This is a genomic window from Paenibacillus sp. HGH0039, from assembly GCF_000411255.1.
In the GTDB taxonomy this organism is placed as follows: Bacteria; Bacillota; Bacilli; order Paenibacillales; family NBRC-103111; genus Paenibacillus_F.
This window is the reverse complement of the sequence record NZ_KE150412.1, coordinates 172,762-199,758: the sequence shown is the minus strand read 5'-3', so window position 1 is coordinate 199,758 and position 26,997 is coordinate 172,762. Positions and strand designations below refer to the sequence as shown.

The 26,997-nt window shown below is 47.6% G+C and carries 25 protein-coding genes; 15 read left to right on the top strand and 10 right to left on the bottom strand.

Annotation, left to right across the window (positions count from 1 at the left end):
* Positions 1-72: 72 nt before the first annotated feature.
* Positions 73-507, top strand: coding sequence for a YciI family protein (locus tag HMPREF1207_RS00755; protein WP_009676443.1), 435 nt, complete (start codon positions 73-75; stop codon positions 505-507).
* A 13-nt stretch (positions 508-520) separates the two neighbouring features.
* Positions 521-871 carry a DUF1801 domain-containing protein gene (locus HMPREF1207_RS00750; protein ID WP_009676451.1) on the top strand — a complete coding sequence of 117 codons (351 nt, stop codon included), beginning with the start codon at positions 521-523 and terminating at the stop codon, positions 869-871.
* A 255-nt stretch (positions 872-1,126) separates the two neighbouring features.
* Here HMPREF1207_RS00750 and HMPREF1207_RS00745 read toward each other — a convergent pair whose 3' ends face one another.
* Positions 1,127-2,107 carry an NADP-dependent oxidoreductase gene (locus tag HMPREF1207_RS00745; RefSeq protein ID WP_009676431.1) on the bottom strand — a complete coding sequence of 327 codons (981 nt, stop codon included), beginning with the start codon at positions 2,105-2,107 and terminating at the stop codon, positions 1,127-1,129.
* A gap of 172 nt (positions 2,108-2,279) precedes the next feature.
* Between HMPREF1207_RS00745 and HMPREF1207_RS00740 the strand changes: the two genes are divergently transcribed.
* Positions 2,280-2,849: a TetR/AcrR family transcriptional regulator gene (locus HMPREF1207_RS00740; protein WP_036739746.1), complete on the top strand. Its 570-nt coding sequence runs from the start codon at positions 2,280-2,282 to the stop codon at positions 2,847-2,849.
* Positions 2,850-3,055: 206 nt separating this feature from the next.
* Here the strand turns inward: HMPREF1207_RS00740 and HMPREF1207_RS00735 are convergent, their stop codons facing one another.
* Together HMPREF1207_RS00735 and HMPREF1207_RS00730 are read right to left on the bottom strand one after the other, a co-directional pair.
* Positions 3,056-3,760, bottom strand: a complete 705-nt coding sequence (locus HMPREF1207_RS00735) for an MBL fold metallo-hydrolase (protein ID WP_016423362.1) — start codon at positions 3,758-3,760, stop codon at positions 3,056-3,058.
* A gap of 338 nt (positions 3,761-4,098) precedes the next feature.
* Positions 4,099-4,596, bottom strand: coding sequence for a DinB family protein (locus tag HMPREF1207_RS00730; RefSeq protein ID WP_009676455.1), 498 nt, complete (start codon positions 4,594-4,596; stop codon positions 4,099-4,101).
* 289 nt (positions 4,597-4,885) lie between these two features.
* Here HMPREF1207_RS00730 and HMPREF1207_RS00725 point away from each other — a divergent pair, with 289 nt between their 5' ends.
* A complete protein-coding gene (locus HMPREF1207_RS00725; RefSeq protein WP_009676449.1) occupies positions 4,886-6,613 on the top strand; it encodes an ABC transporter ATP-binding protein in 1,728 nt (575 codons plus the stop codon).
* Between the two features lie 174 nt (positions 6,614-6,787).
* Positions 6,788-9,172, top strand: a complete 2,385-nt coding sequence (locus HMPREF1207_RS00720; protein WP_016423361.1) for a polyprenyl synthetase family protein — start codon at positions 6,788-6,790, stop codon at positions 9,170-9,172.
* Between the two features lie 109 nt (positions 9,173-9,281).
* On the opposite strand, the gene HMPREF1207_RS00715 is transcribed toward HMPREF1207_RS00720, so the two are convergent.
* Positions 9,282-10,469, bottom strand: coding sequence for a multidrug effflux MFS transporter (locus HMPREF1207_RS00715; RefSeq protein WP_009676510.1), 1,188 nt, complete (start codon positions 10,467-10,469; stop codon positions 9,282-9,284).
* Between the two features lie 183 nt (positions 10,470-10,652).
* Here HMPREF1207_RS00715 and HMPREF1207_RS00710 point away from each other — a divergent pair, with 183 nt between their 5' ends.
* From HMPREF1207_RS00710 to HMPREF1207_RS00700, 3 genes are all read left to right on the top strand, one after another.
* On the top strand, positions 10,653-11,624 hold the full coding sequence (locus HMPREF1207_RS00710; protein ID WP_009676483.1) for a phosphotransferase enzyme family protein: 972 nt from the start codon (positions 10,653-10,655) through the stop codon (positions 11,622-11,624).
* A 98-nt stretch (positions 11,625-11,722) separates the two neighbouring features.
* Positions 11,723-12,238 (top strand): TetR/AcrR family transcriptional regulator, encoded by a 516-nt coding sequence (locus tag HMPREF1207_RS00705; protein ID WP_009676492.1) that lies wholly within the window; start codon positions 11,723-11,725, stop codon positions 12,236-12,238.
* Between the two features lie 382 nt (positions 12,239-12,620).
* Positions 12,621-13,043, top strand: a complete 423-nt coding sequence (locus tag HMPREF1207_RS00700) for a DUF3995 domain-containing protein (protein WP_016423360.1) — start codon at positions 12,621-12,623, stop codon at positions 13,041-13,043.
* 583 nt (positions 13,044-13,626) lie between these two features.
* Here the strand turns inward: HMPREF1207_RS00700 and ytaF are convergent.
* Positions 13,627-14,250, bottom strand: a complete 624-nt coding sequence (gene ytaF, locus HMPREF1207_RS00695; protein ID WP_009676470.1) for a sporulation membrane protein YtaF — start codon at positions 14,248-14,250, stop codon at positions 13,627-13,629.
* A 176-nt stretch (positions 14,251-14,426) separates the two neighbouring features.
* Between ytaF and HMPREF1207_RS00690 the strand changes: the two genes are divergently transcribed.
* The gene (locus HMPREF1207_RS00690) at positions 14,427-15,095 is read left to right on the top strand and encodes a helix-turn-helix domain-containing protein (protein WP_009676441.1); all 669 of its coding nucleotides are present in this window, start codon (positions 14,427-14,429) and stop codon (positions 15,093-15,095) included.
* 349 nt (positions 15,096-15,444) lie between these two features.
* On the opposite strand, the gene HMPREF1207_RS00685 is transcribed toward HMPREF1207_RS00690, so the two are convergent.
* The 3 genes from HMPREF1207_RS00685 to HMPREF1207_RS00675 all read right to left on the bottom strand — a co-directional run bounded on the left by HMPREF1207_RS00685 (position 15,445) and on the right by HMPREF1207_RS00675 (position 19,365).
* Positions 15,445-16,500, bottom strand: coding sequence for an NAD(P)/FAD-dependent oxidoreductase (locus HMPREF1207_RS00685; protein ID WP_009676438.1), 1,056 nt, complete (start codon positions 16,498-16,500; stop codon positions 15,445-15,447).
* Between the two features lie 97 nt (positions 16,501-16,597).
* On the bottom strand, positions 16,598-18,265 hold the full coding sequence (locus HMPREF1207_RS00680; protein ID WP_170318722.1) for an AraC family transcriptional regulator: 1,668 nt from the start codon (positions 18,263-18,265) through the stop codon (positions 16,598-16,600).
* Positions 18,266-18,408: 143 nt separating this feature from the next.
* The gene (locus HMPREF1207_RS00675; RefSeq protein ID WP_196809646.1) at positions 18,409-19,365 is read right to left on the bottom strand and encodes an ABC transporter substrate-binding protein; all 957 of its coding nucleotides are present in this window, start codon (positions 19,363-19,365) and stop codon (positions 18,409-18,411) included.
* Between the two features lie 373 nt (positions 19,366-19,738).
* Between HMPREF1207_RS00675 and HMPREF1207_RS00670 the strand changes: the two genes are divergently transcribed.
* From HMPREF1207_RS00670 to HMPREF1207_RS00660, 3 genes are all read left to right on the top strand, one after another.
* Positions 19,739-20,734 carry an ROK family transcriptional regulator gene (locus tag HMPREF1207_RS00670; RefSeq protein WP_170318721.1) on the top strand — a complete coding sequence of 332 codons (996 nt, stop codon included), beginning with the start codon at positions 19,739-19,741 and terminating at the stop codon, positions 20,732-20,734.
* A 3-nt stretch (positions 20,735-20,737) separates the two neighbouring features.
* A complete protein-coding gene (locus tag HMPREF1207_RS00665) occupies positions 20,738-21,967 on the top strand; it encodes an MFS transporter (protein ID WP_009676471.1) in 1,230 nt (409 codons plus the stop codon).
* 64 nt (positions 21,968-22,031) lie between these two features.
* Positions 22,032-22,343 (top strand): hypothetical protein, encoded by a 312-nt coding sequence (locus HMPREF1207_RS00660; protein WP_009676500.1) that lies wholly within the window; start codon positions 22,032-22,034, stop codon positions 22,341-22,343.
* A gap of 172 nt (positions 22,344-22,515) precedes the next feature.
* Here HMPREF1207_RS00660 and HMPREF1207_RS00655 read toward each other — a convergent pair whose 3' ends face one another.
* Together HMPREF1207_RS00655 and HMPREF1207_RS00650 are read right to left on the bottom strand one after the other, a co-directional pair.
* Positions 22,516-23,229 (bottom strand): HAD family hydrolase, encoded by a 714-nt coding sequence (locus HMPREF1207_RS00655; protein WP_009676463.1) that lies wholly within the window; start codon positions 23,227-23,229, stop codon positions 22,516-22,518.
* Positions 23,230-23,376: 147 nt separating this feature from the next.
* Positions 23,377-23,928, bottom strand: coding sequence for a glutathione peroxidase (locus HMPREF1207_RS00650; protein ID WP_016423358.1), 552 nt, complete (start codon positions 23,926-23,928; stop codon positions 23,377-23,379).
* Positions 23,929-24,178: 250 nt separating this feature from the next.
* Here HMPREF1207_RS00650 and HMPREF1207_RS00645 point away from each other — a divergent pair, with 250 nt between their 5' ends.
* From HMPREF1207_RS00645 to HMPREF1207_RS00635, 3 genes are all read left to right on the top strand, one after another.
* The gene (locus HMPREF1207_RS00645; RefSeq protein WP_331271667.1) at positions 24,179-24,775 is read left to right on the top strand and encodes a TetR/AcrR family transcriptional regulator; all 597 of its coding nucleotides are present in this window, start codon (positions 24,179-24,181) and stop codon (positions 24,773-24,775) included.
* A gap of 36 nt (positions 24,776-24,811) precedes the next feature.
* Complete coding sequence (locus HMPREF1207_RS00640; RefSeq protein ID WP_009676462.1) at positions 24,812-25,870, top strand: flavin-containing monooxygenase; 1,059 nt, start codon at positions 24,812-24,814, stop codon at positions 25,868-25,870.
* Positions 25,871-26,187: 317 nt separating this feature from the next.
* Positions 26,188-26,985, top strand: coding sequence for a sulfite exporter TauE/SafE family protein (locus HMPREF1207_RS00635; RefSeq protein WP_231391989.1), 798 nt, complete (start codon positions 26,188-26,190; stop codon positions 26,983-26,985).
* The last annotated feature ends 12 nt before the right edge of the window (positions 26,986-26,997 follow it).

Below are 26,997 nucleotides of genomic sequence, written 5' to 3'. Positions count from 1 at the left end.
CGTTGTCCTAATAAGGGGAAGAGCTGCGGAGGAAACTGCCGCAAGTATTCTTCCCGCGAGGAGGAGACGGGGATGCGATTTATGCTGATTGTAAAAGCGACTAGTTATTCGGAGGCAGGTGTAAAACCCGGCCGGGAATACGCCGAAGCGGTGGCTGCGTACCGAAAGTCACTGGCAGAGGCCGGTGTGCTGCTTGCAGCGGAAGAGCTGCGGCCAAGCTCCAGCGGAATCCGGATAGGCTATTCGCCGAATGGAGAGGAGCCTGAATTCGAGGCTGGGCCTTTTCAAACCGGGCAAGGGCTTTTGGCGGGCTACACACTCATTGAGGTGAATTCCGAACAGGAGGCCGTGAACTGGGCGCGACAGATGCCGGTTCCGCCAGGACTCGGGACTTTCGGTATTGAAGTCCGAGAGCTCACTGAGCAGTCCAATCGGGCAAAAGAACCGATGAATCGGGCCTTGGAAGCCGATTTGAAAAATCAGCTCGATATGCTGAAACATACCTAAAGGAGACAAAAATATGACCCCCACGAACCAGGAAGTAACCGATTTTATTGAAGCGTTGAAGGAACAATGGCAGAAAGAACTGTCTGCCGGGCTGCGTGAGGTCGTTCGCCAGGCTATCCCCGATGTGGCGGAACGGATTCAGTACAAGAAGCCGCATTTTCTGAAAAACGGAAAATACGCCGCCGTCATTTCGACTTCCAAAGATGCGGTGAGCTTTACGATCTTTAACGCCACCGATCTCCAGCTGCCCGAAGGAATGTTTGACGGTCCTCCAGAAAGAAAAACATTGAAGCTGCGTAAAGGGGAGACGTTTGATTCCGGGCTTCTGGTTCCTCTGGTTGTCCAAGCCTCAAGCGCACTTTAGTTAGGAGAACCGCAAAAAAAGCAGGGACTGATTTTGCACACGCTAAATCAATCCCTGCTTTTTTGTTGTTCCTAAGCTGTGTCAGGCGGAAAACGGGCCGGAAAGCATACGGGAGAAAATGATCTCGCTAGTTTGTGACCGTATAGCGAAGTTGTTTGGCGGGGTAAATCAATGACCTTCCTCGTTACATTTATAGTAGTAAAGCACGCTTAATCGTCGTCAACCGTTCATCTAAAGAATATGAATCTTCAAGGTTTATACCATGTTTTTTGATAGGACGATTTTTCCCCGTTTCGGCATCTCTTCGCTTTTGCGATACGCCTTAAGCAGGCCTTGAGCAGTAAAGGGATAGGTTTCATCGATATAGATACTCAATTTATTCTCTTTCATATGGCGAACAACAGATTCAAAATCGGGACGGTTAGGTCTTGCCTGGAAGTAATAGGCGTCAATGTCGCGGACCTTCGGATATTGATTAATCGCGAATGCCACTAATGAAATATAGGTTCCGCCATCCTTGATGACCGAGTAGTTCTTCTTTCCGATATCTCCCGGTAACCCGGTACCAAAAGTGGATTGGTCCATAGCGGAATCCAATACGAGATCAACAGGTTCTGTTATTTGGGTGGCAAAGTCGACTTTCGTGTAGTCGAACACCTCGTCCGCACCGAGTCCTTTGACGAAATCATGATTATAGTCCCTCGCGGTTGCGATAACATATGCTCCATGTTGCTTGGCCAACTGAACCGCCGCATGCCCCACACCTCCGGCGCCGGCTTGAACGAGGATGCGTTGTCCCGGTTGAAGACGGCCATGCTCAAACAGCGCTTGCCAAGCTGTCAGGGCAACCGCAGGCGCGGCACCTGCCTCTTCGAAGGAAAGACTCTCCGGGATAAGGGCAAGATGATCTTCTTCCACCGCAACATAGTCCATGTATGAACCCATCGGAACCATGCCCATGACACGATCCCCCGGCTTGAAATGACGCACTTTTTCTCCAACCTCTTTTACGATGCCGGCTACTTCATTACCAAGAACAAGCGGCAATTGAGCCGGAAATTTATCGGCCATCGGACTCTTAAGAATCGCGCCGTTACGCAAGAGAATATCTGCGGGGTTGATGGACGAGACACGCATTTCGATGAGAACTTGTGTGTTGGTGATTGTGGGAATCGGCACTTCCAGTTCCTCTAGCACTTCGGGGATTCCAAAGCTTGTCAAAGCAATTGCTTTCATGATTACGCCTCCTCATAAGTTAAACAAACGTTGAATTTTCAACATATGTTATATATAGTGAGCGTATCAAGGCGGTAGATAGTGTTCAATGGTTAAAACAAGCTCCGTTGTTGGTTTTTCAACAGAGGGCTTCGATATGTTCATTTTGTATGGGATAAAGGGGGAGAATGATATGGACAGGCGTATTCAAAAATCGAGGCAGGCAATTATGGATGCTTTTATGAGGTTGATGTCGGAAAAGGACTTCGAGAGCATGACGATCAACCAAATTGCGGAGGAAGCGAATGTCAATCGAGGAACGGTGTATCTGCATTTCGCTGACAAGTACGATCTGCGCGATCAATGCGTGGAAGCACAATTAAACCAGTTGCAGCTCAGTTGTATGCCTGAAGAGGGCTTGGTTCTTCTCACTTCCAAAACCGCGCTGCTGCGCACGTTTGAATATTTGGAACAGCATGCTTCATTCTATTCCATAATGCTGACTAGCAAGGGAAGCGCGGTTTTCCGAAACCAATTGGAGACAATGTTCCGGCAAAGTCTGAGCATGGTTTCGATCAGTCTCGATCGGGAGCTGAACAGGGACATTACGGTACAATTTTTAATTTCAGCGGGAGTGGGTTTATTGGAATGGTGGATTACCCGTTCGATGCCGTATCCACCATCGGTCATGGTTGAACAATATTGGAAATTGTTGAACAGGTTCCAATTGCAAATGTTCGAAGAAAATAGCGTATTAGAATGACTCAAAACCGTTAGAGCCTCCAGTGTTTTGAACGATTGAGATACGATATTGATTGTGAAACAGTGGTGTACAATAAAGAACTTGTTTTGATCCATGTTTGAACTGAATCCCGAATAGTGGACTTTTTATAAAGTGACCCTATTCGGGGTTCAGTTCACCCTGGCGGGTGCCTTTTTAAAATTGCTGATACAGGTAATATGGAGACGCTACGACTGCCGCGCCACTCGTGCGATACTTTCGTTGACACCGCCCTGAACGAGACCACCGTGGTAACAGATCACCCGATCAATATCGAAGGCGGCGAACTTCTTCAGTGACTCTAGTGCCTGCTCCATATTGGGCGTAACCGTCGGGTTGGGCCCCGACAATTCGCCGTTCTTGGCGATCATGGCGTCCCCGGCAATCAGCGTTTTGCTGGGTGAATGGTACAGGCTGACATGGCCTGGCGTGTGCCCCGGAGTATGGATAACGGTTAAACCTCCGCCGTAAGGCAGCGTCTCTCCGTCAGCCAATGTCCGGTCCACGTTCGGGCGCTGCGGATTCAGGAACGTCCGCTCGAACTGCTCCCGGACGTCCGCGGGCACCTGCTCGAGGAAACCGGCCAGCCGTTCCGGCGTCATTTTCAGCATCGGCTGCGTGCCGTTAATGGCGTCTTCGTCGCCGGGGTGGGCGAGGACAGGGGCCGAGCCGCCGGTAGCAGCCAAGATGCCGGGCAGTCCCCCGATGTGGTCGATGTCCTGGTGCGTCAGAACAATGGAGCGAAGCGGCAGTTCTCCGGTGCCCGCTTGTCTTGCCAGCTCCAGAATCGCCGGAGCGGACCCCGGCATGCCTGTATCGATCAGCGTCCAGGATTCCTGATCAAACAAGATTACTGGATGAATCGTCATCGGTCCTAATTGCAGCTCTAACATCTCAATACCTTCGGCAATTCGCATATGAACGCCGCTTCAAGCCTTCTGTCAGTGGCCTGAACCGGCTGCCTCCTTTCGTAGTGCGTATCGGATGAATTTATTTTAGAACTAAAAAATTTATGTGTCAATAGAGTGGGGCGCGGCTGTATAAGGGGCCCCGCCAATATTTTAATAAGACAGTAGGAATAACGAGTCAAGGCCGCTGGGGTTGGCAAAACATCGGACTGCATGAAAGGAAGCGTCAAATAACTCCCGCTTTATTAGGGGCGGGGGCTACTTGACGTTTTCCGGAATGATTCCATACAGCAAGCGGCCGTTATGGGATCGAGAAACTTAGTTTATCGGGCTTCATCATCGGCCGACGGACCGTAGAAGCCAGGTACCGGAATATCGAGAAGCCGCAAGTATACCCCGAGCTGCGCCCGGTGGTGGACCATATGGCTTACTCCGAAGGTGCGGAGCGCGATCGCCCGCGGCTCGCGGAGGATGACATGGCTGCCGTTGCGCAGCGTCCATTCCTCGCCGAGCGTTCTCTCGTCGCATTCGGCGAGCAGCTTTTGAAACCTGTCAACGTTCGCGTCGAACTCTTCCAGAATGTCAGCGCGTTTTTCCAAAGGCTCCCGCCGCAGCGCCACGGTCGAAAGATCAAACTCCGGGTACTGAAAAATCGCGATTTGCCAGTTCAGCAAGTTGATCAGGTGCGTGGCCAGCCCGCCGAGCGTCATCGATTTCTCGTGGGGCTTCCACGACATATGCTCCTCAGGCAAGCGTTCCAGAATGCGGCGCGTATGGGCCAGTTCATGTGCTGCGTCGCCGATGATCAGTTGTTTGTCCATAAACCCATCTCCTCTCTTACGGTTTAGCATACTATAAATTCCAGTGCAAAGATGTCCTAACTGAATGTGAGGGCATCTTTTTTTTGTGAATAAAACGATCTAAAAAGAACCTGTAAAAAACAACTGCAAACCGATTTACCCTTTGTTGGTCGGACTTCAGTAGTGATATTCTAATAAAAAACAACGGGAGTGATAACCATGACTTTTTACCCGGCAGCCAAAATTAGAAAGAACGCCGATTGTGCCGGAAAAACCGGCTGTGCAATCCAAACCATGCGGAGGTATCCGGGTGAAAATGATAAAAAGGTTCGTGACTTATTACAAGCCTTATAAAAAGGTGCTGTTTGCCGATTTGATATTTGCGGCGCTTGCTTCCATGTGCGCGCTTGCCTTTCCGATGCTGGTCCATTTCATGACCTCGAGCGCTATCAGCGAGGAGGGGATCGCGGCTGCGCTTCTTGTCAAAATGATTGCCGTTTTTTTATTTCTGATGGCGGTAGAGTATGGAAGCGGCTTTTATACGGACTATTACGGACATGCGATGGGCGCGGCGATGGAGGCGGATATGCGAAACGACTTGTTTCGGCATGTTCAAAGTCTTCCGTTCAGCTTTCATGACAAGACAGCTACCGGTCAGCTTATGTCCCGCGCCACCCATGATTTGTTTAACATCTCCGAACTTGCGCACCATGGTCCGGAGGATCTGGTCATCTCTTTCGTAAGAATCGCGGGATCGGCGCTTATTTTGTGGCTGCTGAACCCCGTGCTGGCCATGACTCTGTTAGCGATTCTGCCGTTTATGGTCCTGTTTGCCTATAACTACAGTATCAAGGTAAAAGAAGCGCTGAAAAGGAACAACGAACGAATCGGAGATCTTAACGCTCAGCTGGAAGACAGCCTTGCCGGCGTTCGCGTCGTCCAGTCTTTCGCCAACGAAGAGATTGAAACCGCCAAATTCAAAGCCAGCAACGAGTTGTTCCTCGGGAGCCGAAAAAAAGGCTATAAAGCCGAGGCTTTATTTTTTAACGGGTTGACTTCATTCATGTCCTTGATGAATATAGCGGTCGTTGTAGCGGGTGCGCTTCTCATCAGCAATAACATGCTTCTCTTGACGGAATTGATTACTTTTCTGCTGTATATAAACACCATCACCGATCCGGTAAAAAGACTGGTTAACTTTACGCAAAATCTGCAAAACGGGGCGGCGGGTTTCGAGCGGTTTGTAGAAATCCTCTCGATAAAACCCGATATCACCGACTCGGAAGACGCAGTAACGTTAAACCGGGTCCGCGGAAAAATCCGATTCGAAAACGTTGGTTTCAGGTATTCGGGCGACCATTCCCCCGTGTTCAGTCATTTAAACTTAACCGTGTTTCCCGGTGAAACCGTTGCGCTAGTCGGTTCGTCCGGTGTGGGGAAAACGACCCTTTGTCGATTGATTCCCCGCTTCTACGATCCCTGTGAAGGACATGTATACGTGGATGATCTGAACATTAAAGATGTGGAGCTAAAATCGCTACGCAGCCAAATCGGAATTGTGCAGCAGGACGTTTATTTATTCGCGGGCACCGTACGCGACAATATTAGGTACGGAAAACCGGACGCAACCGAGGAGGAAATTATAGCTGCCGCCAAATTGGCGCATGCTCATGAATTCATTACGGGTTTACCGGGCGCTTATGAAGCCTTTGTCGGGCAGCGGGGAAGCAAGCTTTCGGGCGGACAGAAACAACGCATCAGCATCGCCCGCGTTATTTTGAGAAACCCGGCCATCCTGATCTTCGATGAAGCCACTTCCGCTCTCGACAACGAAAGCGAGAAGATCATTCAACACCGTTTGGAAACGCTGGCCCGAAACCGCACGGCCTTAATCATCGCCCACCGGTTGTCCACGATCCGGAATGCCGACCGGATTGTTGTGCTTACGGAACAGGGAATCGCCGAGGAGGGAACTCATGAGACGCTTATGAGACAGGGAGGGACGTACGCGAAGCTGAATAACATGCAGTCGAATTGAGCGCGGCTGATATGCCGGCACGGTTCACGCGGAGATGTTTAAAATCCAGGATAAACATTTCGTAACCCAAACGATTCTTTCCCGTATAAATAGAACAAAATCGGTTGCCGTCCGGCGAGGGAATTGTTCTTCTAAGCACGGTTTAACCAAATAGAAGTCGAGGTCGTGCATCCTATGAATCAGACATTTACAGGCCAGCCCGAAACCTGGTACCGGCTGGCTGAGCAGAGAGCCGCGCAGTATTTCACATCGCTTTATGAGCAGGTCAAGGAGAAGAGCTATGTGCCGGTCCTGACTGAAGATATCCGCGTTTGGAAAAAAGATCATATCCCGCCTTTTTCGCTATTTCCCTTCTTATCCCGGAGAAAAAGAAGGCCCGATTCACGGGATTATTCCCGATATATCCAATGGCTCCGTTACACGGGAAAATTGGACGATTATCTGGACCGGAGCATTTCTTACATTTATTTGCGGGATCTGGGCCAAGCCCTGGATGCCCCCGCCACACAGAAGAAGGTCCTGGGCCTGATCGGCGATATCAAAAACCAGTTGATGGATTCCGGCAAAGCGGACGGGGGAGATCAGCCGAATTATATAAGCTGGGCGGGCTTGTACCGCTGGGCCCAGAAGGAAGGTATCGAAACCGCCGCAATATGGTTAATAACCAAACTCAAAAACGTTTCTTCCCGTATCCCCAAAGAAATGAATGCCGAGCAAGCCCAGCGCAAACTGCTCAAAATCATTCTCGGAGTCATTCTGCACGTAGACGACGATATGGACGATGAAACGCCGCCGGATGAACGGTCCCGCAGACTTGATGAAGCCATCCGGCTCGGATATTCGTACGGTCTGACCTATCCTTTCATAGACGATCTTCTCGATTCCGGTATCTTAACTGACTTAGAGAAAGAACAATTTACCGGCATGATACGCAACGCGCTTCTGACGGGTTCCGTGCCGGAATTAGGCGATTGGTCCGACAATAACCGGACTTTGCTGGAATTCGTACATGCGGAGCTGCGGGATGCTTTTCAGTCGATTCAGGCGTATCAGAGGCCGGAAACATTGAGAACCTTTTACGAACAATCGTATGTGTTCTTCCACTCCCAAGAGCTGGACCGTATAAAGGATCTGTCCTGTGAGTCTTACACGAATGAAGAGCTGTATGTCCCCATCATTTTAAAATCCTCTTCTTCCCGGCTGATTGTGCGTTCCGTACTTAGCGCGGATGCGGACGAAGGCTTTGATAACCGGACTTTTTATTACGGCATTTACAATCAGTTGGCCGATGATTTCGCGGATATGTTCGATGATAGGAAAGACGGTGCGGTAACCCCCTATACCTACTATTTAAAATACCGGGATCGCCGTCCGGATCTGATCAACCCCTATGAATTGTACTGGACGGTCATCTCCCATCTGATTCATAACGTGTACCGGTCCGATGCGAAGACCCGTGAGGTCATCCTGGATCGTGCGATCAACGGACTCAAACGATGCAGAGAACGTCTCGGTGCCGACAAGTATAACGAGATTATGGAGATATTTGCTTCCGGAGATCCCGAATTCAATCGTCTCGTCCAAACCATGGTAAGCAAAGCGGACGATGTCGATTTCTTCGATAAACTGCTGCGGGATCAGGTGGTTACCGTTCTCCAAAACAACCGGAGGGAGAAAGAGGCTTTCTCCGATACGATCCGGACTGTCCGGGATCAGATCAACAGCTTCCTGCACATTTCCAAGCCTCACGGAATGCCGGGGATGAAAGAAGCGCTTATTGACGCCGCCAATTACAGTCTGGAAGGATCGGGAAAGCGTATCCGGCCAATTTTAACCTGGGTTATGGGTGTAAACGAATACGGCCTGAAGGCGGAAGAGATCGTCCCGCTTCTCAGATCGCTCGAATATATGCACACCGCTTCCCTCATCTTCGACGATCTGCCTTCCCAGGATAATGCGTCCACGAGGAGAGGACGGCCGACCCTGCATCAGGTGCATAATATTGCGACCGCTGAACTTACCGGTCTGTACCTGATCCAGAAGGCCACCCAAGAGCAGACATCGCTGGACCGTTTTCCAGCCAAATCCGTACTTGCCCTTATCCGCTATTCGGCCGAAAAGACCGAAGAAATGTGTATGGGACAGGCGATGGACCTGCAGGCCAGGGGGAAAGCATTGACCCTGGAGCAGTTGAACCGGATCTGCTTTTACAAGACCGGCATCGCATTCGAGGCGGCTCTCGTCATGCCGGCCATTCTTGCGGAAGTTCCGGCTCCTGAGATGGAAGCTTTGAAAAAGTTCGCCTACCATGCGGGCATAGCCTTTCAGATCAAAGACGATTTGCTTGACGCGGAAGGAAATTTGGATGTGCTCGGCAAACCTGCCGGTAAAGATATTGAAAACAACAACTCGACTTTTGTGACGATCCTGGGAGAGGACGGCGCCGGCAAAGAGATGTGGGAGCACTACTGCCTGGCAACGGAAACGCTGAAGGAAATTCCCCGCAATACCGCTTTCCTGAAGCATTTATTGACTTATATAGTCGGCAGGGATCATTAAACTTGCGGTGCACAAACATAAGGCTCTGTAAAATATAAAAAAAAGCCGATTTTCTGAATACAGAAAATCGGCTTTTGCAGGGAAGAACGTTTACCTGAATAGGCCGCTTTTATTTTACGGGTAGCTGCAGCTTTTTACTTACGAATACCATTATCAGCGACAAAACGAGAAAATAAAGCGGCATGGTGAGTAAAGAATCATTGTGCAGGTAACTCATGCCGCTCGTGATCAGACTGACAAGGATATAGTAGCCCAAGCCGAAGATGGCGCCCGCCGTCCCGAGTACATCGCTGTATCGGACCAGCGCCAAGCTTAGACAGTTGGGTATAGCCATCCCGATTCCCAGCAGGAAGATGAAGATACAGACGGCCAGAAGGATTAGAAAGATTGCGGAAGGACTCGCCTTGTACAATACGATGGCGGTCATGCAGGCTGCTCCGACAGCGGATAGTACCGTGCCGGCGACGATGATCTTTTCGGCGGTGAATCTCGTTAACAGTTTTTTCGACAACAAGGCGCCGAGAATGGAAGAAAGCGCCACAAGAATACCGAAAATACCGAACTCGCCCGGTGTCAGTCGAAAATACTCCATAAAAATAAACGGCGACTCGGCATAGTAACTGAACAAAAGACCGTTAGTTGCACCAATGAGAAAACCGAATGCCCATAACTTTCTATCGCCAATCATGCGCCGGAACACAGACCGGATTTTGATGTTAGTTGTTACGGCTCCTTTTGTTTCAGGAAGTGCAGCGAACGTATACGCAAAAACGGCCGCGCTCATGATAACAAGCGTGAGGAAAACCGCTCTGAAACCGAGCGCTTGATCTACCCAGCCGCCAATTAACGGGCCGATCGCCGGAGTGAAGGCCAGCGCTGCGGAAATTTGGGCAAACACGGCGTGACGTTTGGCTCCGTCGATGCTCTCGCGCAGGATGGTTTGCGTGACAACCGAGCCGGTACTGGCTCCAAAAGCCTGAACGAACCGGCTTACCAATAGCCATTCGGCGGTGCCGGACAAATAACACCCCAAGCTTCCGAGACCATAAACGAGGATTCCCCAAAGCAGCGCGGGACGCCGTCCGATAGAATCCGAGAGCCTTCCCCAGCAAAAAACACCAAGGGCGAAGCCCAGGAAGTAGATACTGAGCGTCAGTTGGATCAAGTTCCGGCTGACCTGGAGATGATCCGCGATATCCGGTAATGAAGGCGTGTATATCGTTTCACTAATTTGCGGAAAACCCACAAGAATAATAAACAGCAGGATGGATGGTGTTGAGATTTTTTTTGTTAACACAGTTCATGCCCCCTATAAATTGAAAAATCTCAATTCGTCACGGGTATTACGGGATAGGGGGCTTGCATTTAATTAATCGGGCAAATGAGAGCATGTAATTTCACCTTATTTTTTTATAGGGGGGACTATAACGAGTATTATAGCAAGAATTCTCAAAGTTCCCAACACTGGAGGGGAAAAGGAATGGAGACAGAGAGCTTGAAGCTCGCCCGGCTCACAAAATTGGTTACGGAACATTATCATCTGGAGCCGATTAGCATCAGCCGGCAGCAAGGAGGATGGGCTTCCTTGGCTTACCGGATCGAGACCCCAAGTAACACGACCTATTTTTTGAAAGAGTATGAGAAAAAACGGTCGTCGACTCCCAAATTAACCGCACGGCTGGACAAATATATCCCCGTAACCTGCTGGCTTAACGAAAACACAGACCTGGCCGGTAAAATCCCGGTGCCTCTGAAAACTCAATCGGGGGAATATGTATGTGAAAATGCGGACGGTATTTTTCTTCTTTACGAGTATATTCACGGAGAAACGATCGGAGAAAAAGCTTTAAACCAAGCTCAGATCGAACAACTGACCCATATATTGGCCGAGCTGCACAAGGTCGGCAATTCCATCCCGGTGCCTGCGGAACATCTGACGGAGGATTTTCATGTCCCTTTTATGAACGCACTCAACGAAACGATGGCAGCCCGCCATTTGCCTCCAAGATTGAGATCCGCAATAAAACCTTACGAAAACGTTTTGTTTGAACATCTATCCATTTTGCAGGAGCTATCTTCGAAATTGGCCGGTCGCATGCTGCCCTTGCGCTGGTGTCATACGGATATTCATCCCTGGAACATGATGCAGAGCGATCATCAGCTGATTTTGATTGATTGGGAAGGTTTGAAGCTGGCACCGGTGGAAGCCGACTTGATGTTCCTGACAGATGAAACTTATTTTCACGATTTCTTCGCTTTATATAAAAAAATACATCCCAGCTATATCATTGATGAAGAAGCGCTCCGATTTTACAAAATCAGGAGACTGCTTGAAGATATTTGGGAATTTACGGAACAATTTTTATATGACGAACAAAGTGAACCTGAAAAAGAAGGAACTCTCAAACAATTGATCCATGAACTGGATGCTTTGAAGCGGTGGGGCCGGTAATGGCTGCCTCGGGACGGCTGATTGGCTCTCCATTGACAAAATAAAATTCGAATCGTATTCTGATAAAAACATACGCTGCCGTATCTAAAGGAGGAGTCATGCAAGTAACGAGAGAAGATTGGGTAAAAGCCGGACTAAATAAGCTGGGCGAAGCCGGCATACATGAAGTGCGTGTCGAAGTACTTGCCAAGGCGCTGAAAATAAGTAAAGGGAGCTTCTACCACTATTTTCGAGACCGTAAAGAACTTCTGGATTCCATGCTGGATTATTGGGAAGATCATGCAACCAAACGGATCATCCGGAATGTAGAACAGGATAACTCCTCGCTGGAACAACTGCTTAATCTTAGTATCAACAACCGGGACAAGAAAATGGAGATCGGTATTTATGCCTGGGCTAAACATGATCCTATCGTGGCATCCCGACTAGTCGATATTGAGGAACAAAGAATTCATTTTATTTCCGTCTTGTATCAGAAGAGAGGGTTGACGCATTCAGAGGCCGCCGACAGGTCCAGACTTACCTATTTAACTTATGTAGGATGGATGACTCGGTTTGAGAGCAATACGAATTTTGATATCGTCAAAATGTTTGAGATTTTATTAAAGCTATGAACACTCATGTCCCGATGCGGTTGTACGTGCTGCAGGGACATAAAAAATGCACAACCATACGGAAACGTATGGTTTAGCTGTTAACTACCGCTTGTTAGATGAAGAAAGGAGCTGGAGCTTCTATGAACATCCTATATCTTATCATGGCAATCATGATTATGCTTTTGGGGATTCTTCATATTTACATCACACCGCTAAGAAGGAGCCCGGTTTATTGGATTATTTTTGCCATGTAAATAACCTGCTGACTCTTATATTTTCATTTATTTTGCTTCGTGTACTTCCGAGGCCGCAAACGAAACTGTTCGCATGTTTAATGGTCTTGGAAACTTTGTTGGGTTTTTCGGACAAGTTTTAAAAACTGCACTGGGAGGCGGATGTAATGAAACTCGTTATGACTTTGTCAACCGTAAGTATTTTGGCTCTGATTAGCATCTTACATATTTATTGGGCGTATGGGGGACGCTGGGGGATCGGTGCTGCCATACCTTCGAAAGCGGGGGAGTATAAGCCTGCTTTTAAACCCGGGAAGTCGGGGACACTCTTCGTGGCTGTTCTTCTTTTAATGGTTTGTTTCATTCTCCTGATGCAAGGCGGTTATATAGATCAATTTCCGGCAAATCCCCTTTCAAGAACGGGGTGTATCGTTTGCGCTTCTGTTTTCTTCCTACGGGCGGTCGGTGACTTTAGACATATCGGATTTTTCAAGAAAGTAAAGCACACGGTATTTGCAAGAAATGATACGTGGTTATATAGTCCGCTTTGTTTATATGTAGCGCTAACGTGTACGATTCTTCTGTTTTAATTTGCGGGCTCAAAAAAATGAAGCGGCAACCCCTTAGGGTTATCGCTTCATGGAAATTAGATTCTTCGTTCAAAAACTAGGACATTCCGTCTGGATGACACAAGCCGAAAGCCGTGTCTTAACAGACAGCGTTCAGCAAAAAACACACGACCGCCAAAGAATAAGAAACGGTTGCATGGTCGGGCGCTGCCGATTATACGGAAGGCAATGATAATTCTTCGTCCGGTTATGACACTGCGTCTAAACTTGATTTCGACTACATCTCTTCTTATGCGGGCCATATTAATCACCTCGCTTTCCTTTGAATACTATAGATAATGCGAGAATTGATAGAAAGGTAACTTAGAAATCACTAGAAGCCATACAATTCCATGAATGACCTTATGTAGGGGACGCAGCAACATGTATTCATTGCCGATGCGTCTTTCGATCTCGTGACATGCAGAATCGCGGCACATCATTTTCGACGACCGATTCGAATCTCTCTACAACCAGGTGGAAAAACAAAGAGACCCGAGTCATGTTCGGGTCTAGAAAAAATTGGAATGGATTCAAAATCTGGTCCTTTTTAGTTCCTCATCGTTCACAGTAAGCTGTTGGCGGCAATCACGAGAAGCATCATGCCGCTAACCAGGGTGCCGAATTGGCCTAACGTAAAGGAACCGATGCGGATACCGGCAACTTTGCCGCCCAGCCAGACTCCAAGCCATACGGTCAGAAAACTTCCAAAAGCCGCCGTAAGAGATATCGCAAAGGGAGAGAGGCCGAGCAGCCCCGCACTTAACCCATTGGTCAGCGCATTGGCCGAAAGGGCAATCCCCAGAATAAACGATTCGGCGATTCCGATATGCTTGGAATTGTCCCGGTCCACTTGCTCGGGATTCTGTAAGATCCCCCGTAATCCATTCCTATTTGACTGAGAGGGAGCTATTTCGGGCTCCTTTCCCGGAGTTGCCATCAAAATGATCCGTATTCCGATGAAGAAGAGGCTAAACGCGCCCAGAAGGACGGGGAGCATGCCGGGCAGGACGGAAGAAATCCATTTTCCAAACCATATTCCCGTATAGCTGAACAAGAAGCAGACAGCGGCAACGATCAAGTTGGACAAAATTCCGATTCGGATTTTTCGAATCCCGTAAGAAATTCCCACACCTAAATTATCGAGACTCGATGAAATTGCAAAACCTAAGATAAGCAGCCACGCCATTTCTCAACACCTCGTTATGTTGTATTTGCTTTTAAAGTATGTGCCGTTGAGAAAGTAGTGCCAGTACCACCCAAAAATCTCAACAAACTTCGTGCTTTTACGGACAAAGACAAGGTAAATTTTTCAACAGTCTTTCATATACTAGTTCATAAAGGGTCGAGAAAGGAGATGCCCCGATGGAAGCTCTTGATCCGCCGAAGGAAAGCACGATTGGGGAACTCATTAAGGTTCAGTTGAAAAAGCAATCGCTTTCCATGCGTAAGCTTAGCAGTCTCTGCGGAATGGACACCGCTACGATTTCACGAATCGTAAACGGCAAACAGGAGCCGAAGCTCATTCATCTAAAGCTTTTTTCCGAATACCTGGATCTGTCGTTGGATAGGTTGATCGAAGCTTCCGGTTATAGAGTGAACCCTGGAAAACAAACCGGCCATTCTCACATCTATCATTCGCTGGGTATGCTGCTGGAGTTGTTCGGGGACTCCAGCGTGTCCGATTTAAAAGCCACAACGGGGCGCATTGAGCAGGAATTGGCCAAATACGAGCTGTATGCGCAGACGGAAGAAGGACACCGCTTGATCTGCCGGGAGTTCGATACCAAGCTGGCACAAGTGAACGGGGTAGGGCCGTTAATCGATCAATTGAAGGAAATGTATACGCTCTACAGCGCCAAAAGTTCCTCCGAAACCCATCAGGCTATCCTCGGAAGCGCTTTGTTGTACTTCATTTTATCTGCTGATATTATACCCGACTATCTGTTTCCGATCGGTTACGTGGACGATGCCATGGCTGTTCATCTTGTTCTAGACAGGCTGAGTCAAAGAGGTTTTCCGCACAAGCTTTGACCGCCTGCAGGCGGTTTTTTTAATTAACGGGCGGGTGGAGACTAGCCGGCGGCAGGCAGCGCAGACCGCCGAGATTTTTACCCGCAGCGGGCTGAACGCGCGGGTCGTCTGTTCCGGCGAGCTGGACGCCGATGTCGTGATCGGAAGCCGATGAGTACCCAAGTTCTTGTCATTGAGTTAGGACAAGTACTTGGGTGCTTAAAACAAAAAAGCCGCAGTTTATGCGACTTTCATAGTGTATATGTTCCTGTCGTCTGACAGTTGGAATAAATAGACAGTGGATTATAGCATACTCGCCGGTCATTGCACTCGTGCAGAAGACCCGTGGCTTTGCGTCCCAGTCTTCATTCTATGCATCCGTCATGCCAAGTGCTTTATTCCTTTCCTTGAACTTGGCATTATGCGAAGAAACATAGGCCGTCTTCGCTGCCGCCGGTTCCAAATACAGCTTGGCGCTATTGACTGCCAACACTGCATCGGTAAAAGCCCCGGCGATCAGATTCACTTTAGATGGGTAGTTCGCCGTATCCCCGGCCACAAAAATACCAGGCAAATTGGTTGCGAGTTTCTCGTTCACATTAATATTCCATTGCCCCATATCCATACCCCAATCGACAATCGAACCGAAGTCACCGCGCAGCCCGTGATTAACGATCACGGCATCTATCACCAATTGTTCCGTTTCTTCCATTAAAAAGCCCTCTGCATTCACCCGTGCAATCGATACCGCTTCAATGGCGTCACCGCTAACGTTGCCATGAAGCCGATCCACCGCATACGGCGTACGAACATCGACAGATGATTCCTTCATCCGCTTCACATTCTTCTCATGTCCGCCGAAGCGTTCACGGCGGTGCACGACAGTGACACTTGCGGCAATCGGCTCCAGTGCGTTGGCCCAGTCAACTGCCGAATCACCGCCACCGGAGATGAGCACCCGCTTGCCGTGAAAGCTTTCGAGCTCCTGTACGGTATAGTGCAAATTCGTCACTTCATAACGCTCAGCGCCTTCGATGTCCAGCTTCGCCATCTTCAGCACGCCATATCCCAGCGCCAAAACGAGCGTACGTGTATGGTGCTGCTCACCCGTTACGGCGGTCAGAAGCATTGTCCCATCCTCGAGCCGCTCCAGTCCGCTAATCTGTTGTCCCAATACGATGGTCGGATCAAACGTATGAGCCTGCTGGATCATTTGCTGGATGAGGTGCTCGCAACGGATTGGCGTAACTCCGCCGACATCCCAAATCATTTTCTCCGGGTAAATCAACAGCCGTCCACCCAGTTCCTCCTTCGCTTCGATCAGCTTCGTTTTCAAATCGCGCATGCCGCTGTAAAAAGCCGCATACAATCCGGCGGGTCCCCCGCCAACGATCGTAATATCATAAAGCTCCAACGCTTGTGTCATGCCGCTACCTCCTGTATGGTTATTAACGATTCGCATCTCAGTTAGCAGGTCTAAGCTACGGTACACGGGTGTGTACCTTTTTTGATACTAAACCTAATCACATAATTTTCTTCTTAAAAATATATGGCAGTACCTCTAACAACCGTCCGCGTGTGATGGGATCTTCATAATTCCACGTAGCATCCATAAAATGAATTTTACCGGGAGTTAACTCGGCTATAGCCTCGATCTGTGGACGGTGAGCAACAACTGTTTGCAATTCTAGGGGAGAAGCCAAGATGAAATTGCGGTCTCCAGCAAAGTGATTCATTTGATGCTGCTGAATTTCTATCCATGATTGCCCTTGCTCGATTAGGTGCATCACTTTGGCAGAGGGACGAAAGCCAAGTGATTCATACAAGGTGGCTGCAAACCCGCTGTGGCCCATAACATAAAGTTTTGCACCTAACTTGAGATAAACAGCAGCTGTCTCACCAGCAACATAAGCATTTGCTAATTGCCTGCGCACCAGTCTTACTTTGTCCTCATATGTAGTAATCCACTTCTCCGCCGCTTTACTACGTTCAAATAGTTTAGCGATATACCGTAACCGCTCAAATAATCTAAACTTACTGTTCAGTATAACAGTAGGAGCGATCGCATCTAGTTTCTGCAAATCTTGTTCAGGATGAAAATAGCTAAGCAATAATAACTCCGGCTGCAGTTGTGCTATTTTATCGGGATCTGCCCAGTACCCGATATTTTGAATATTTCGTAACTTATTGTGATAAATCACATTATCTTTCATAGAGATGGCCGCTCCTATAGGGGAGATGCCTAAAACGAGTAATTCTCCAAGTGTATATTTGCCATCCGTCACAATACGCGTTGCATTTTTAGGAACATGAACTTTTCTGCCAAGTGAATCGATAACTGTTCTTTGCTGAGTATGTAGATGGATATTGGCATATTCACGCGGAGTATTTCCGGTTAATTTACGAAAGCACCGGCTGAAATAGTATTCGTCCTTGAACCCAATTTGTCGAGATAGTTTGCTCAATGGCTCGGTGGAATTGCAAAGAAGTTTCTTTGCCTGTTTTATACGTAGATGCACTAAATAATCAGTCGGCTTTTGGCCGGTCAATGTTTTAAACTGTTGACTATATTGCCATCTGACCATTCCTGCCATGTTAGCTAGTTGTTCTACTGTCAAATCCTCATCATAATGCTGTTCCATATAATGTACAGTATATTGAATCATTTTTATCTTTTCTTCGCTCTGCAAATGGGTAGCTTGCTGATCTAACTGAGCCATCAACCCTAGAATAAGCTGAAGTCTGCCTTGCATCATAGCCATTTCTGATGTAGATAGGGAGGAGCAAAATCGATTCCTCATCCATGATTCATTCCCTAATACTTGCTTGACTTGAGAAAATAACAGACTATAAGGATAACCACAAAGCAACGGTGGGTGAGCAACCGGATTCAAAATCAATCCTTCTACTTCAAAGGTTTCAAAGCTAAAGCGCGCAAGCTGTGCTTCTCCGTTACTTGATTCCACAGAGTAGTGTTGTACCGGTAAAACTAGAATGCAGCTGCCTTGTCGCAGATCGATTGCAATTTTGTCTACATACAGCCGTATGCCATGACTGAGTGCTATCAATAATGTGCATAAATTTGTTTCATTGCAATTAATTTCCTCATTATGGCTGCTCACTGGCATCCTCTGGTCAACTTGAAACCTATCATAGTGTTGCAGCCTAATATACAGGGGGGCTAGATTCATAAGCGACTCTCCAAAAATGATAATGATTCTCATTATCATTATCATAACATATAATGACCTGCTTTCAACTATAGCAGTTCGAATATGCGCTATTTTAGAAAACTAACGGTTTAAAGAACGGAGTGGGCGGCAGATACAATTTCTTACGGCCGTCGCATCCATTGTGGCAGCTCTTTAAACAATTGCTCCAAAGCCAACAAACCATCTGTATTCCATTCAGCTGAAACAACGTATACATTTCCCTTTTGGACTGCGGGAAGAGTTTTCCATATCGGGCTTTGCAGCAGTTGGTCAGATTCTGTCTTACTTTCCCCATTATCTTGTACAAGTACAAACAAGTGATCACCAGCAAACTCTGGAAGCACCTCTTCTGAAACCTTAACGAAAGAAACCCCTTTTTGATCAATAATATTTTTCCGTACAGCTGGTGGGATGGCAAAGCCGTTCTCTCCATAAATAACGGCACCAAGTGAACGATTGCCCATAACATAAAGCGTTTTACCTAGCTGGTAGAAAACGGTTGCTGTCTCCCCGTCTGCTAATTGAAGCTTATCAAACATTTCTTTCGACTGTGTTTCAAACTTAGCAATCAATTGAGCTGCCTTTTCCTGTTGGCCAAAGATATTTCCCATCTCCTTTACACGTTCTGCATAAGGAAGAGCCGGGTTGAAGGGGATAGTAGGAGCAATTTTCGAAAATGCCTTATTTTTCTCTGCATCCGCATTGTGATAACTATTAATAATCAAATCCGGTTTTAAACTTAGAATCATCTCTAAGTCACCTGGATTGCCAACATCAACTATTCCTTCCGTTTTACCTTTATAGTAACTTTGATTCGTATGGATAAGATTACTACCAACGATTGGAATATCCATCACCAAGAAATCGCCAAGCGTCGGACCAATATAAACGACCTGTTTTGGATGTGCAGGTATTTCAATCTGTTCACCTGTAATCGTTGTATACTGAAATGTTTTTTCGTTTTTCCCTACCTGTACATCAGATGCATTGCCTCCAGAATTGCTGCATGCCGATACTATTAACAACAGGAGGAAAATCCCTCCCCCTAGCATAATTGGCATTCCACGATGTCTCTTCACACTTGCTGCCCCTTTCCTTCTCACATTCAATTGAAAATGATTATCATTCTCTGAGTTATTATAGTTTGTGTGAAAAGGGGGGGCAATGAAAAAAACGCAACGATTTATTTGGATAAATGTAAACAGCCAGGATATGAAAGGTCCCAAATCGTAAGTGATACATTAGCTGCATCCATTTATTATTTGTATAAGTAGTTCAATCGTTAATAGAATATGTATGCATTGTAAGCCGCATCGTGTGTGGCTTTTTCTTTTTTGATTGCTTACATAAGCAATTTCTGTTATTATCATGACAACTTATTAAATGCGTTTAATAAGTGAGTGAGGAGTGTGATACCGGGTGAGTGAGCTGCCTCCTACATCCAATGACAGCATGAAGAAAGCGATCCTTCGCAGCATACGCGCAGCTCTTCTGGAGCTTGGAAGCGCAACGAAGGTTGAACTTAGTCACAAACTAGGCATCAGTTTTCCTACCGTCAGTAAGTTTCTGACTCAAATGGCGAAGGACGGGGAAATTTTTTCAACCGGTCTTGATGGTTCGAGTGGGGGAAGACGGGCCGAAAGATACGCGTATAATCCGGATTGTATGCTTGGTTTGGCTCTGTTTCTGGAGAAAACAGAAACGAATTACACGATTTTCAATTGTTCGGGGGACATAAAAGAATATGGCCAAACATCCGGTGTCCTGACGGGTCCTATTCCCGGCTTAACGGATCAAATCGGGAGGATCATTGCGAAGTATCCGAAAATCCGATCCATAGCGGTCGGTGTGCCCGGCGCGGTCAACAATGGCCGGATCATCTATATTCCCGGCTATGAGCAGTTTCATCAGTTTGATCTGAAAAGCTATTTTGAAGAGCGTTTTTCCATTCCGGTCGCGGTTGAAAACGATATGAATGCGGCCATTCTCGGCTATCATTTAAAAGGGACCCAGACAGACAATCCGACTCTGATCTATCTGAATTTCGGACAAAACGGACCCGGTGCCGGCATTCTGGTCAATGGCGACGTGGTGCGGGGAAGCACGTTCTTTTCGGGAGAAGTTTCATTCGTGCCTCAGTATGACGACCGCAATTTCCTGCAAGCTTTGGAGCGTGAAGCGGGATCTGAGGAAGAAGCCCTTCGAGAGAAGGAGATAGATGCCGTTAGCAGGTTGATCGCTTCGTTTACCGCTATTCTTAATCCTCACGCGATTATTTTTTGCGTCAATGAAGTCAGCGGCTCTCTTCTTAATTTAATCGCAAGTAGGAGTGCCGCCTACATACCGGAAGAACATCTTCCGGAACTGTGTACCAGTGACTGGAAGCAGGATTATTTGAACGGATTACAGCACCTCGGGCTTGACCTTATGATGTGGGAGAAGAGGTGACCTATGGCTACTTTCTTTTTATTGATTATTTATATGGCTTTTATCAGCCTGGGCCTGCCTGATTCCTTGCTGGGATCGGCTTGGCCCGTCATGCAAACGGATCTAGGCGCGCCGCTTGAAACCGCCGGTTTGCTGTTTATGACCGTCACAGCCGGCACGATTGTTTCCAGTATGGCAAGCGGCACCCTGCTTAAATGGTTCGGAACGGGAAAACTCACTCTCATCAGCTGCATCATGACGGCCTGTGCTCTGCTCGGCTTTGCTGCAGCCCCGTCGCTTGTCTGGTTAATGATCTGCGCCATACCCCTTGGATTGGGCGGAGGCGCCGTAGATGCGGGCCTGAACAATTACGTTGCCGCACATTACAAAGCGCATCATATGAGTTGGCTTCATTGCTTCTGGGGAGTGGGAGCTACGCTCGGGCCGATTATTATGGCGCAATTTATTTCAGGGCCGGACTCCTGGAGAGATGGATACCTGACGGTTGCCGGGATTCAGTTTGCCCTGGTGATCCTCCTGTTCGTCACCCTGCCCTTATGGAACCGGGTGGCAAGGAACAACCACGCGGCTCTAGGCAAAGAAACGGAAGACCCGCACGGGGCAGGAGATGAGCATTCCGAGAGCTCCATAAAGCCTTTACAAATCAGGGGAGTTAAGCTCGCTTTGGTCACCTTTTTGTTTTATTCCGGAGCGGAAGCGACAATCGGGCTGTGGGGAAGCAGCTTTCTGGTGAGTATGAAAGAGCTGCCGGCCGCGGTCGGGGCGCAGTGGGTGTCCCTTTATTATGCGGGAATCACAGTCGGCAGAATGGTTACGGGATTTATTACGTTCAAAGTGTCTAACCGAACCCTTATCCGGTGCGGCCAAATCACCGCTCTCGCCGGTGCGGCCTTGCTGATTCTGCCATTGCCGCCTGTTTTCTCGCTTGCGGGTTTTATGATAACGGGATTGGGCCTGGCGCCTATCTACCCGTGTATGCTGCATGAAACGCCTGTGCGTTTCGGCCGGAAACACTCCCAGTCGATTATGGGGTATCAAATGGCCGTGGCCTATGTGGGCAGCACGTTTATGCCTCCTCTGCTCGGTTTTCTGGCTTCCCTTTTCGGCATCGGAGTGTTCCCGTTTTACATTGTACTGTCCGCCGCAGCTATGCTCTTGTTCTCGGAAAAATTGAATGTCTTCTTAACGGCCAGGAAGAATGCCTTGAAGAACAACACGACTTTCACAGGATGATCATTTTGTCCTTATGCGTTCCTAAGATATAATAGATGTACTAAAAAATAGGGGAGGCATTTCAATGAGCCAGCGTTATCGCATTACAAGGGCGTTTCAGGAAAACGGCAATTCCGCAAAAACGATCTCTTTGGAGGAGTGCAAACAGCTTTTCTCGTCCAAAGCCGATTTTACTTATACAACCGTTTTTACGGTGAATGGCGCAACCAGCATGTCCATTGAAGGGGACTTTTTCATGTGGAGCTACGACGAGGACACCAAGATTCCATTCAGGCATTACGAGGGGGACATCTACGTGTCCGGTACGAATAAAGTCGTCATTCCCTTGGTCATTGAAATTGCGAGCGAATTAGGGGCGGATGTACAGGAGGAGTAGATCCTAAACTGAATCGTACGAAAGCAGGAAGCCTTCCGGGGCGATTTTACGATTACCCTGAAAGGAAATGCGAAGCTGTGGGATGTTTCGTTCAGTGAAATGAAGGATTGGTGGGAATGACAAAAGAGCTTGTCTTCATGAGAAGGCAAGCTCTTTTCGCCTTTTGTAACTGTTAAGTTAGCGAAGAAAGCGGGGCAAAAGGCAGCGAATCTTTTAAAGCCCAGAGCTCTTCAAAACTGCTTACCCGGTGATCGGCGAGTGAAAGATCCTGATTGCCCGAACCGGGATTTTGAAGTCCGATGCACCGCATGCCGGCGCTTTTCGCGGCAATGACGCCGTTGCGCGAATCTTCGATGACGAGACAGGAAGAGGGTTCCACTCCCAGCAAGCCGGCCGCATGAAGAAAAATGTCCGGCGCCGGTTTTCCGTGATTGACTTCCTCTCCGCTGACTCGTACGTCAAGGTAACGCCCAAGGCCGGTCTTGTCCATAATCAGCTCAATAAGCGGCCGGGGGGAAGAGGAGGCGACAGCTACCGGAATCTGCTTTTCTTTGAGCCAGCTTAACCAGCGTTCCGCTTGAGGCATGGCCGTAAGCTCCGTATGTCCGGACAAAATAGTCATCACATTGTCCTTGTGATACGTTAACACCTGCTCCAGCGCAAACGGAATCCGGTGCTTGTCCAGTATTTGCTCCCACATGGATTCCAGCGTTACACCGACAAAACTATGATGGTCCTCTTCGCTCACAGGCACGCCGAAATGGTCGAACGAACTGCGTTCAATATCAAAATATATCGGTTCGCTGTCTATAAGGACGCCGTCCATATCGAACAGAACCGCTTTTATGGAAGCTGCCTTCCATTCGGATTTATTTAAATCCTTCAATGAAATTCCTCCTTTGACCTACAGTGCGGATTACAAACTCATGCTAGCATATTCGTTCGTTCTTTTAAAGATTAGGCTAAGTTTAACCTCAATGTTGAGTCTGGGTTAATTGAGCAAACGTGTCCGTTTATTACCGAAAATGTTCATTTACTTTAAAAGCAATGATTTAATTATTGGCTCTATTTCAAATGGTTCCGTCGTTGTTTCGTATCTTCCGTACAACTGACCGTTCTGATCGATCAAAAACTTTGTGAAATTCCACTTGATCCCATCACCAGCGTATAAATCAGGATATTTTTCTTGCAGAAAGTTTTGCATCTTTTGACCGTCTGAAGTCTGGGTATTGAAACCATGAAATGGAGCTTGCTCTGTCAAAAATTGAAATAATGGATGAGTCTTTTGACCTCTAACCTCCATTTTCTCAAATAACGGAAACGTCACTCCAAAGTTACTCTCACAATATTCTTGCACTTCCGAGTTGCTTCCTGGCTCTTTTTCGTTGAATTGGTTACAAGGAAAACAGAGAATCTCAAAATCTCGCTCATTATGACTTTCGTAAAGCTTTTGAAGACCAGCGAATTGGCGAGAATAACTGCACCTACTGGCAGTGTTGACAATTAGGAGAACTTTTCCACGATAAATTGACAATTCAATAAGATTACCGTTAATTGTGTTCACTTGAAAATCATAGATAGACATAAGTGCATTCCACCTCAATTCCGTTATTTAATTTATAACAATAACACATCGACTTTTATTGGTATAATATATAATGGAAATAACTTTTATAGGTAAATGAAATAAACAAATATTCATCCGTCAAAAATATACTTTCAATACTGCTTTCTCTCAACTATTCATCCATTTGATACAGCCGGAATGAACCTTTCAAAACGTGGTCCGCCATGCTATACTTCATGCAAGCAAGTACTTGCACGCATGAAAGGTGATGCAGATGGAACATACTGCGCAAGAAACCCGAGATAAGATTTTAACTGCCGCCATCTCTTTAATGAAGGAAAAGGGATACAAAGGCATGACGACACGCGCAATCGCAAAAGCAGCCGGTGTGAACGAAAGTACGATTTTCCGGCATTTTGTTAATAAACAAGGAATCTTGGACGCCTTAGTGGACCGGTATTCCTATGTTCCCGGCATCCATCAAGTCTTTGACAGCTTAATGGGAGAGCTTCAATCCGACCTGACCCACGTTGCGCGAGCGTACCAGGAGTTTATGAAGCACAATGGCGAGATGGTGTTAATCGGATTAAGAGAGACCGGGCAGTTTCCTGAACTGGACGAAAAAACAGCCGCTATACCGATTCAATTAAAGGAGCTGCTTGTCGACTATTTAACCCGTATGTACGAGAACGGCGTCATTCAGAGAACCGATTTTGAAGCGTCGGCGATGACTTTTATTTGGATGAATCTCGGCTATTTTATATCCGCTTCGCTTTACGGTCAAAAAATAACGCTCGTCAAAGTGGAAGATTTTCTCCAGTTCGGTGTTCGTACATTCGCTCAAGGTTTGTTAAAGGGACATTAGAGAAACGATAAAATCGCAGCTAGGGGAAATGTGAAGATGAACCATGTGGAAGTTATCATAATCGGCGGAGGACAAGCCGGTCTGGCTATGGGGTATTTACTGAAGCGGAAAGGAGTCACCTTCTTCATTCTGGATGCCCATAAACGGACCGGAGATTCTTGGAGATCGCGCTACGATTCCTTGACTTTATTTACACCGAGGATGTACAGCAGCCTTCCCGGCATGAAGTTTCCGGGGGTGCCTGAAGGCTTGCCTGCCAAGGATGAAACGGCTGATTATTTGGAGGCGTATGCCAAGGCTTTCGCTCTGCCTATCCGGCATCAGACGAATGTATATTCACTTACTAAACATGAATTTGGTTTTAAAATTGAAACCGGACAGGAAACTTTTACTGCGCGTCAAGTACTCGTGGCCACGGGGCCTTTCCAAGAACCTGTTATCCCGGATTTTGCGAAAAAACTGCCGAAAGAAATCGTTCAGTTGCATTCTTCCAGCTATAAAAATGAATCACAGCTTGCGGACGGTCCCGTACTGGTGGTCGGCGGCGGCAATTCGGGTGCGCAAATCGCGGTTGAGCTTTCGGATCGCAGGCCAGTTACGATCTCGGTGAGCCGACCCATGCATTTTAAACCCATGCAATTGTTCGGAAGAAACATTTTCTGGTATTTCGAGACATTCGGTTTGTTGAAAGCGAACGCAGAGTCTCCGCTTGGTTCTTGGCTGAAAAAACAACCCGAGCAAGTATACGGGACGGAATTAAAATCCCTGCTGAAAAAAAGAATCGTTTCTTTGAAGCAAAGAGCAATAGATGCAGACTCCGCAGAGATCCTCTTTAAGGACAAATCGCGGATGAAGGTATCTACTGTCATTTGGGCCACCGGTTTTCGAAACGCTTATCCGTGGATCGACATTCCGGAAGCGGTAGATGTCAACGGAAAGCCGATTCATCGCAGCGGTGTCAGCAAGGTGAAAGGATTGTATTATTTAGGATTGCCTTGGCAATCCTGCCGCGGCTCCGCTTTGTTAGGGTGGATGGGGCGAGATGCCGAACACTTGGCGGAAGTCATCGAACAGCATGCTGAGCGATCAGGGTGAAACATGCGACTGTCGATGAGAACAGCAAAGAGCGGGGAGCCCGCCGGAGAAAACGGGTGACGCGCGTGCATACCAGAGACATACGTACATGACAACGGAAAACTCCATAAATTTCACACCTTATCAGATAGTCTATAACCACGTTTAAAGGCCATATAAAAACTTCATGTATAGGATATTGTTCGATGGTCTTAAAACCGCTTTAAAAGCACTTAAAACCCGTTAAAACACGTATTTTATACATAGAAAACGTATGATATTATATAGACCTGTACAAAAAGGAGGGGTTCTTTGCGTTATTTTAATGTTGATGCTAAATGGTTGAACAGGCGGTCTTATTTAGCCGATGGGAGGGAGCAATGACTTTCTCTCTGATCGCGCTGGTGGTCGCTGCGGTTTTTGTCGGCGCCTTCATGAAATCTATGTTCGGCTTCGGGGAGGCGATCGTGAGCATGCCTTTGCTTGCCCTGCTGCCGGTGCCTCTGCAAACGTCGGTTTCTCTGATCGGTTTGGCGGGGCTGACCGTTGCATTGCTGACCGTGTTTAGCGGCTGGCGCCATGTTGAACGTCCTGTCCTGATTCGATTGGCCGTTTCCACTGTAATCGGCATTCCTTTCGGGCTTATTATGCTTCACCTTATTCCTGCTATCGTGATTACTTCCGCACTTGGTATTTTCTTAATCATTTTCGGCTGTTATTCCTTGCTGAAGAAGTTACTTTCCCGGAAAATCGGGCGGCCGCTGCTTCACAACCGAGGATGGGTTTTGCCGTTCGGTTTTGCTTCCGGAGTTCTTGGCAGCGCCTATAATTTTAACGGTGTACCGGTCGTGGTTTACGGTACCTTGCGGCGCTGGAATCCGGATCGTTTTCGGGGCACGCTGCAAGCACATTTTCTTATATCCGGTTTACTCGTTGTGACAGGACATGCACTCGGCGGATTATGGACGGCAGACGCGTTGGTTTTGTATGCGTACTCTTTGCCCGCTATTCTTGCGGCTACCGGACTTGGCGTCCTCTTGAATAAGCGAATTTCCGCTGAAAATTTCGAGCGGTACTTATTTATGATCATCATCGCACTTGGAATTTTGTTAATTCTGCCAAGCGGCTCTAACTAGGCTTATCCGATA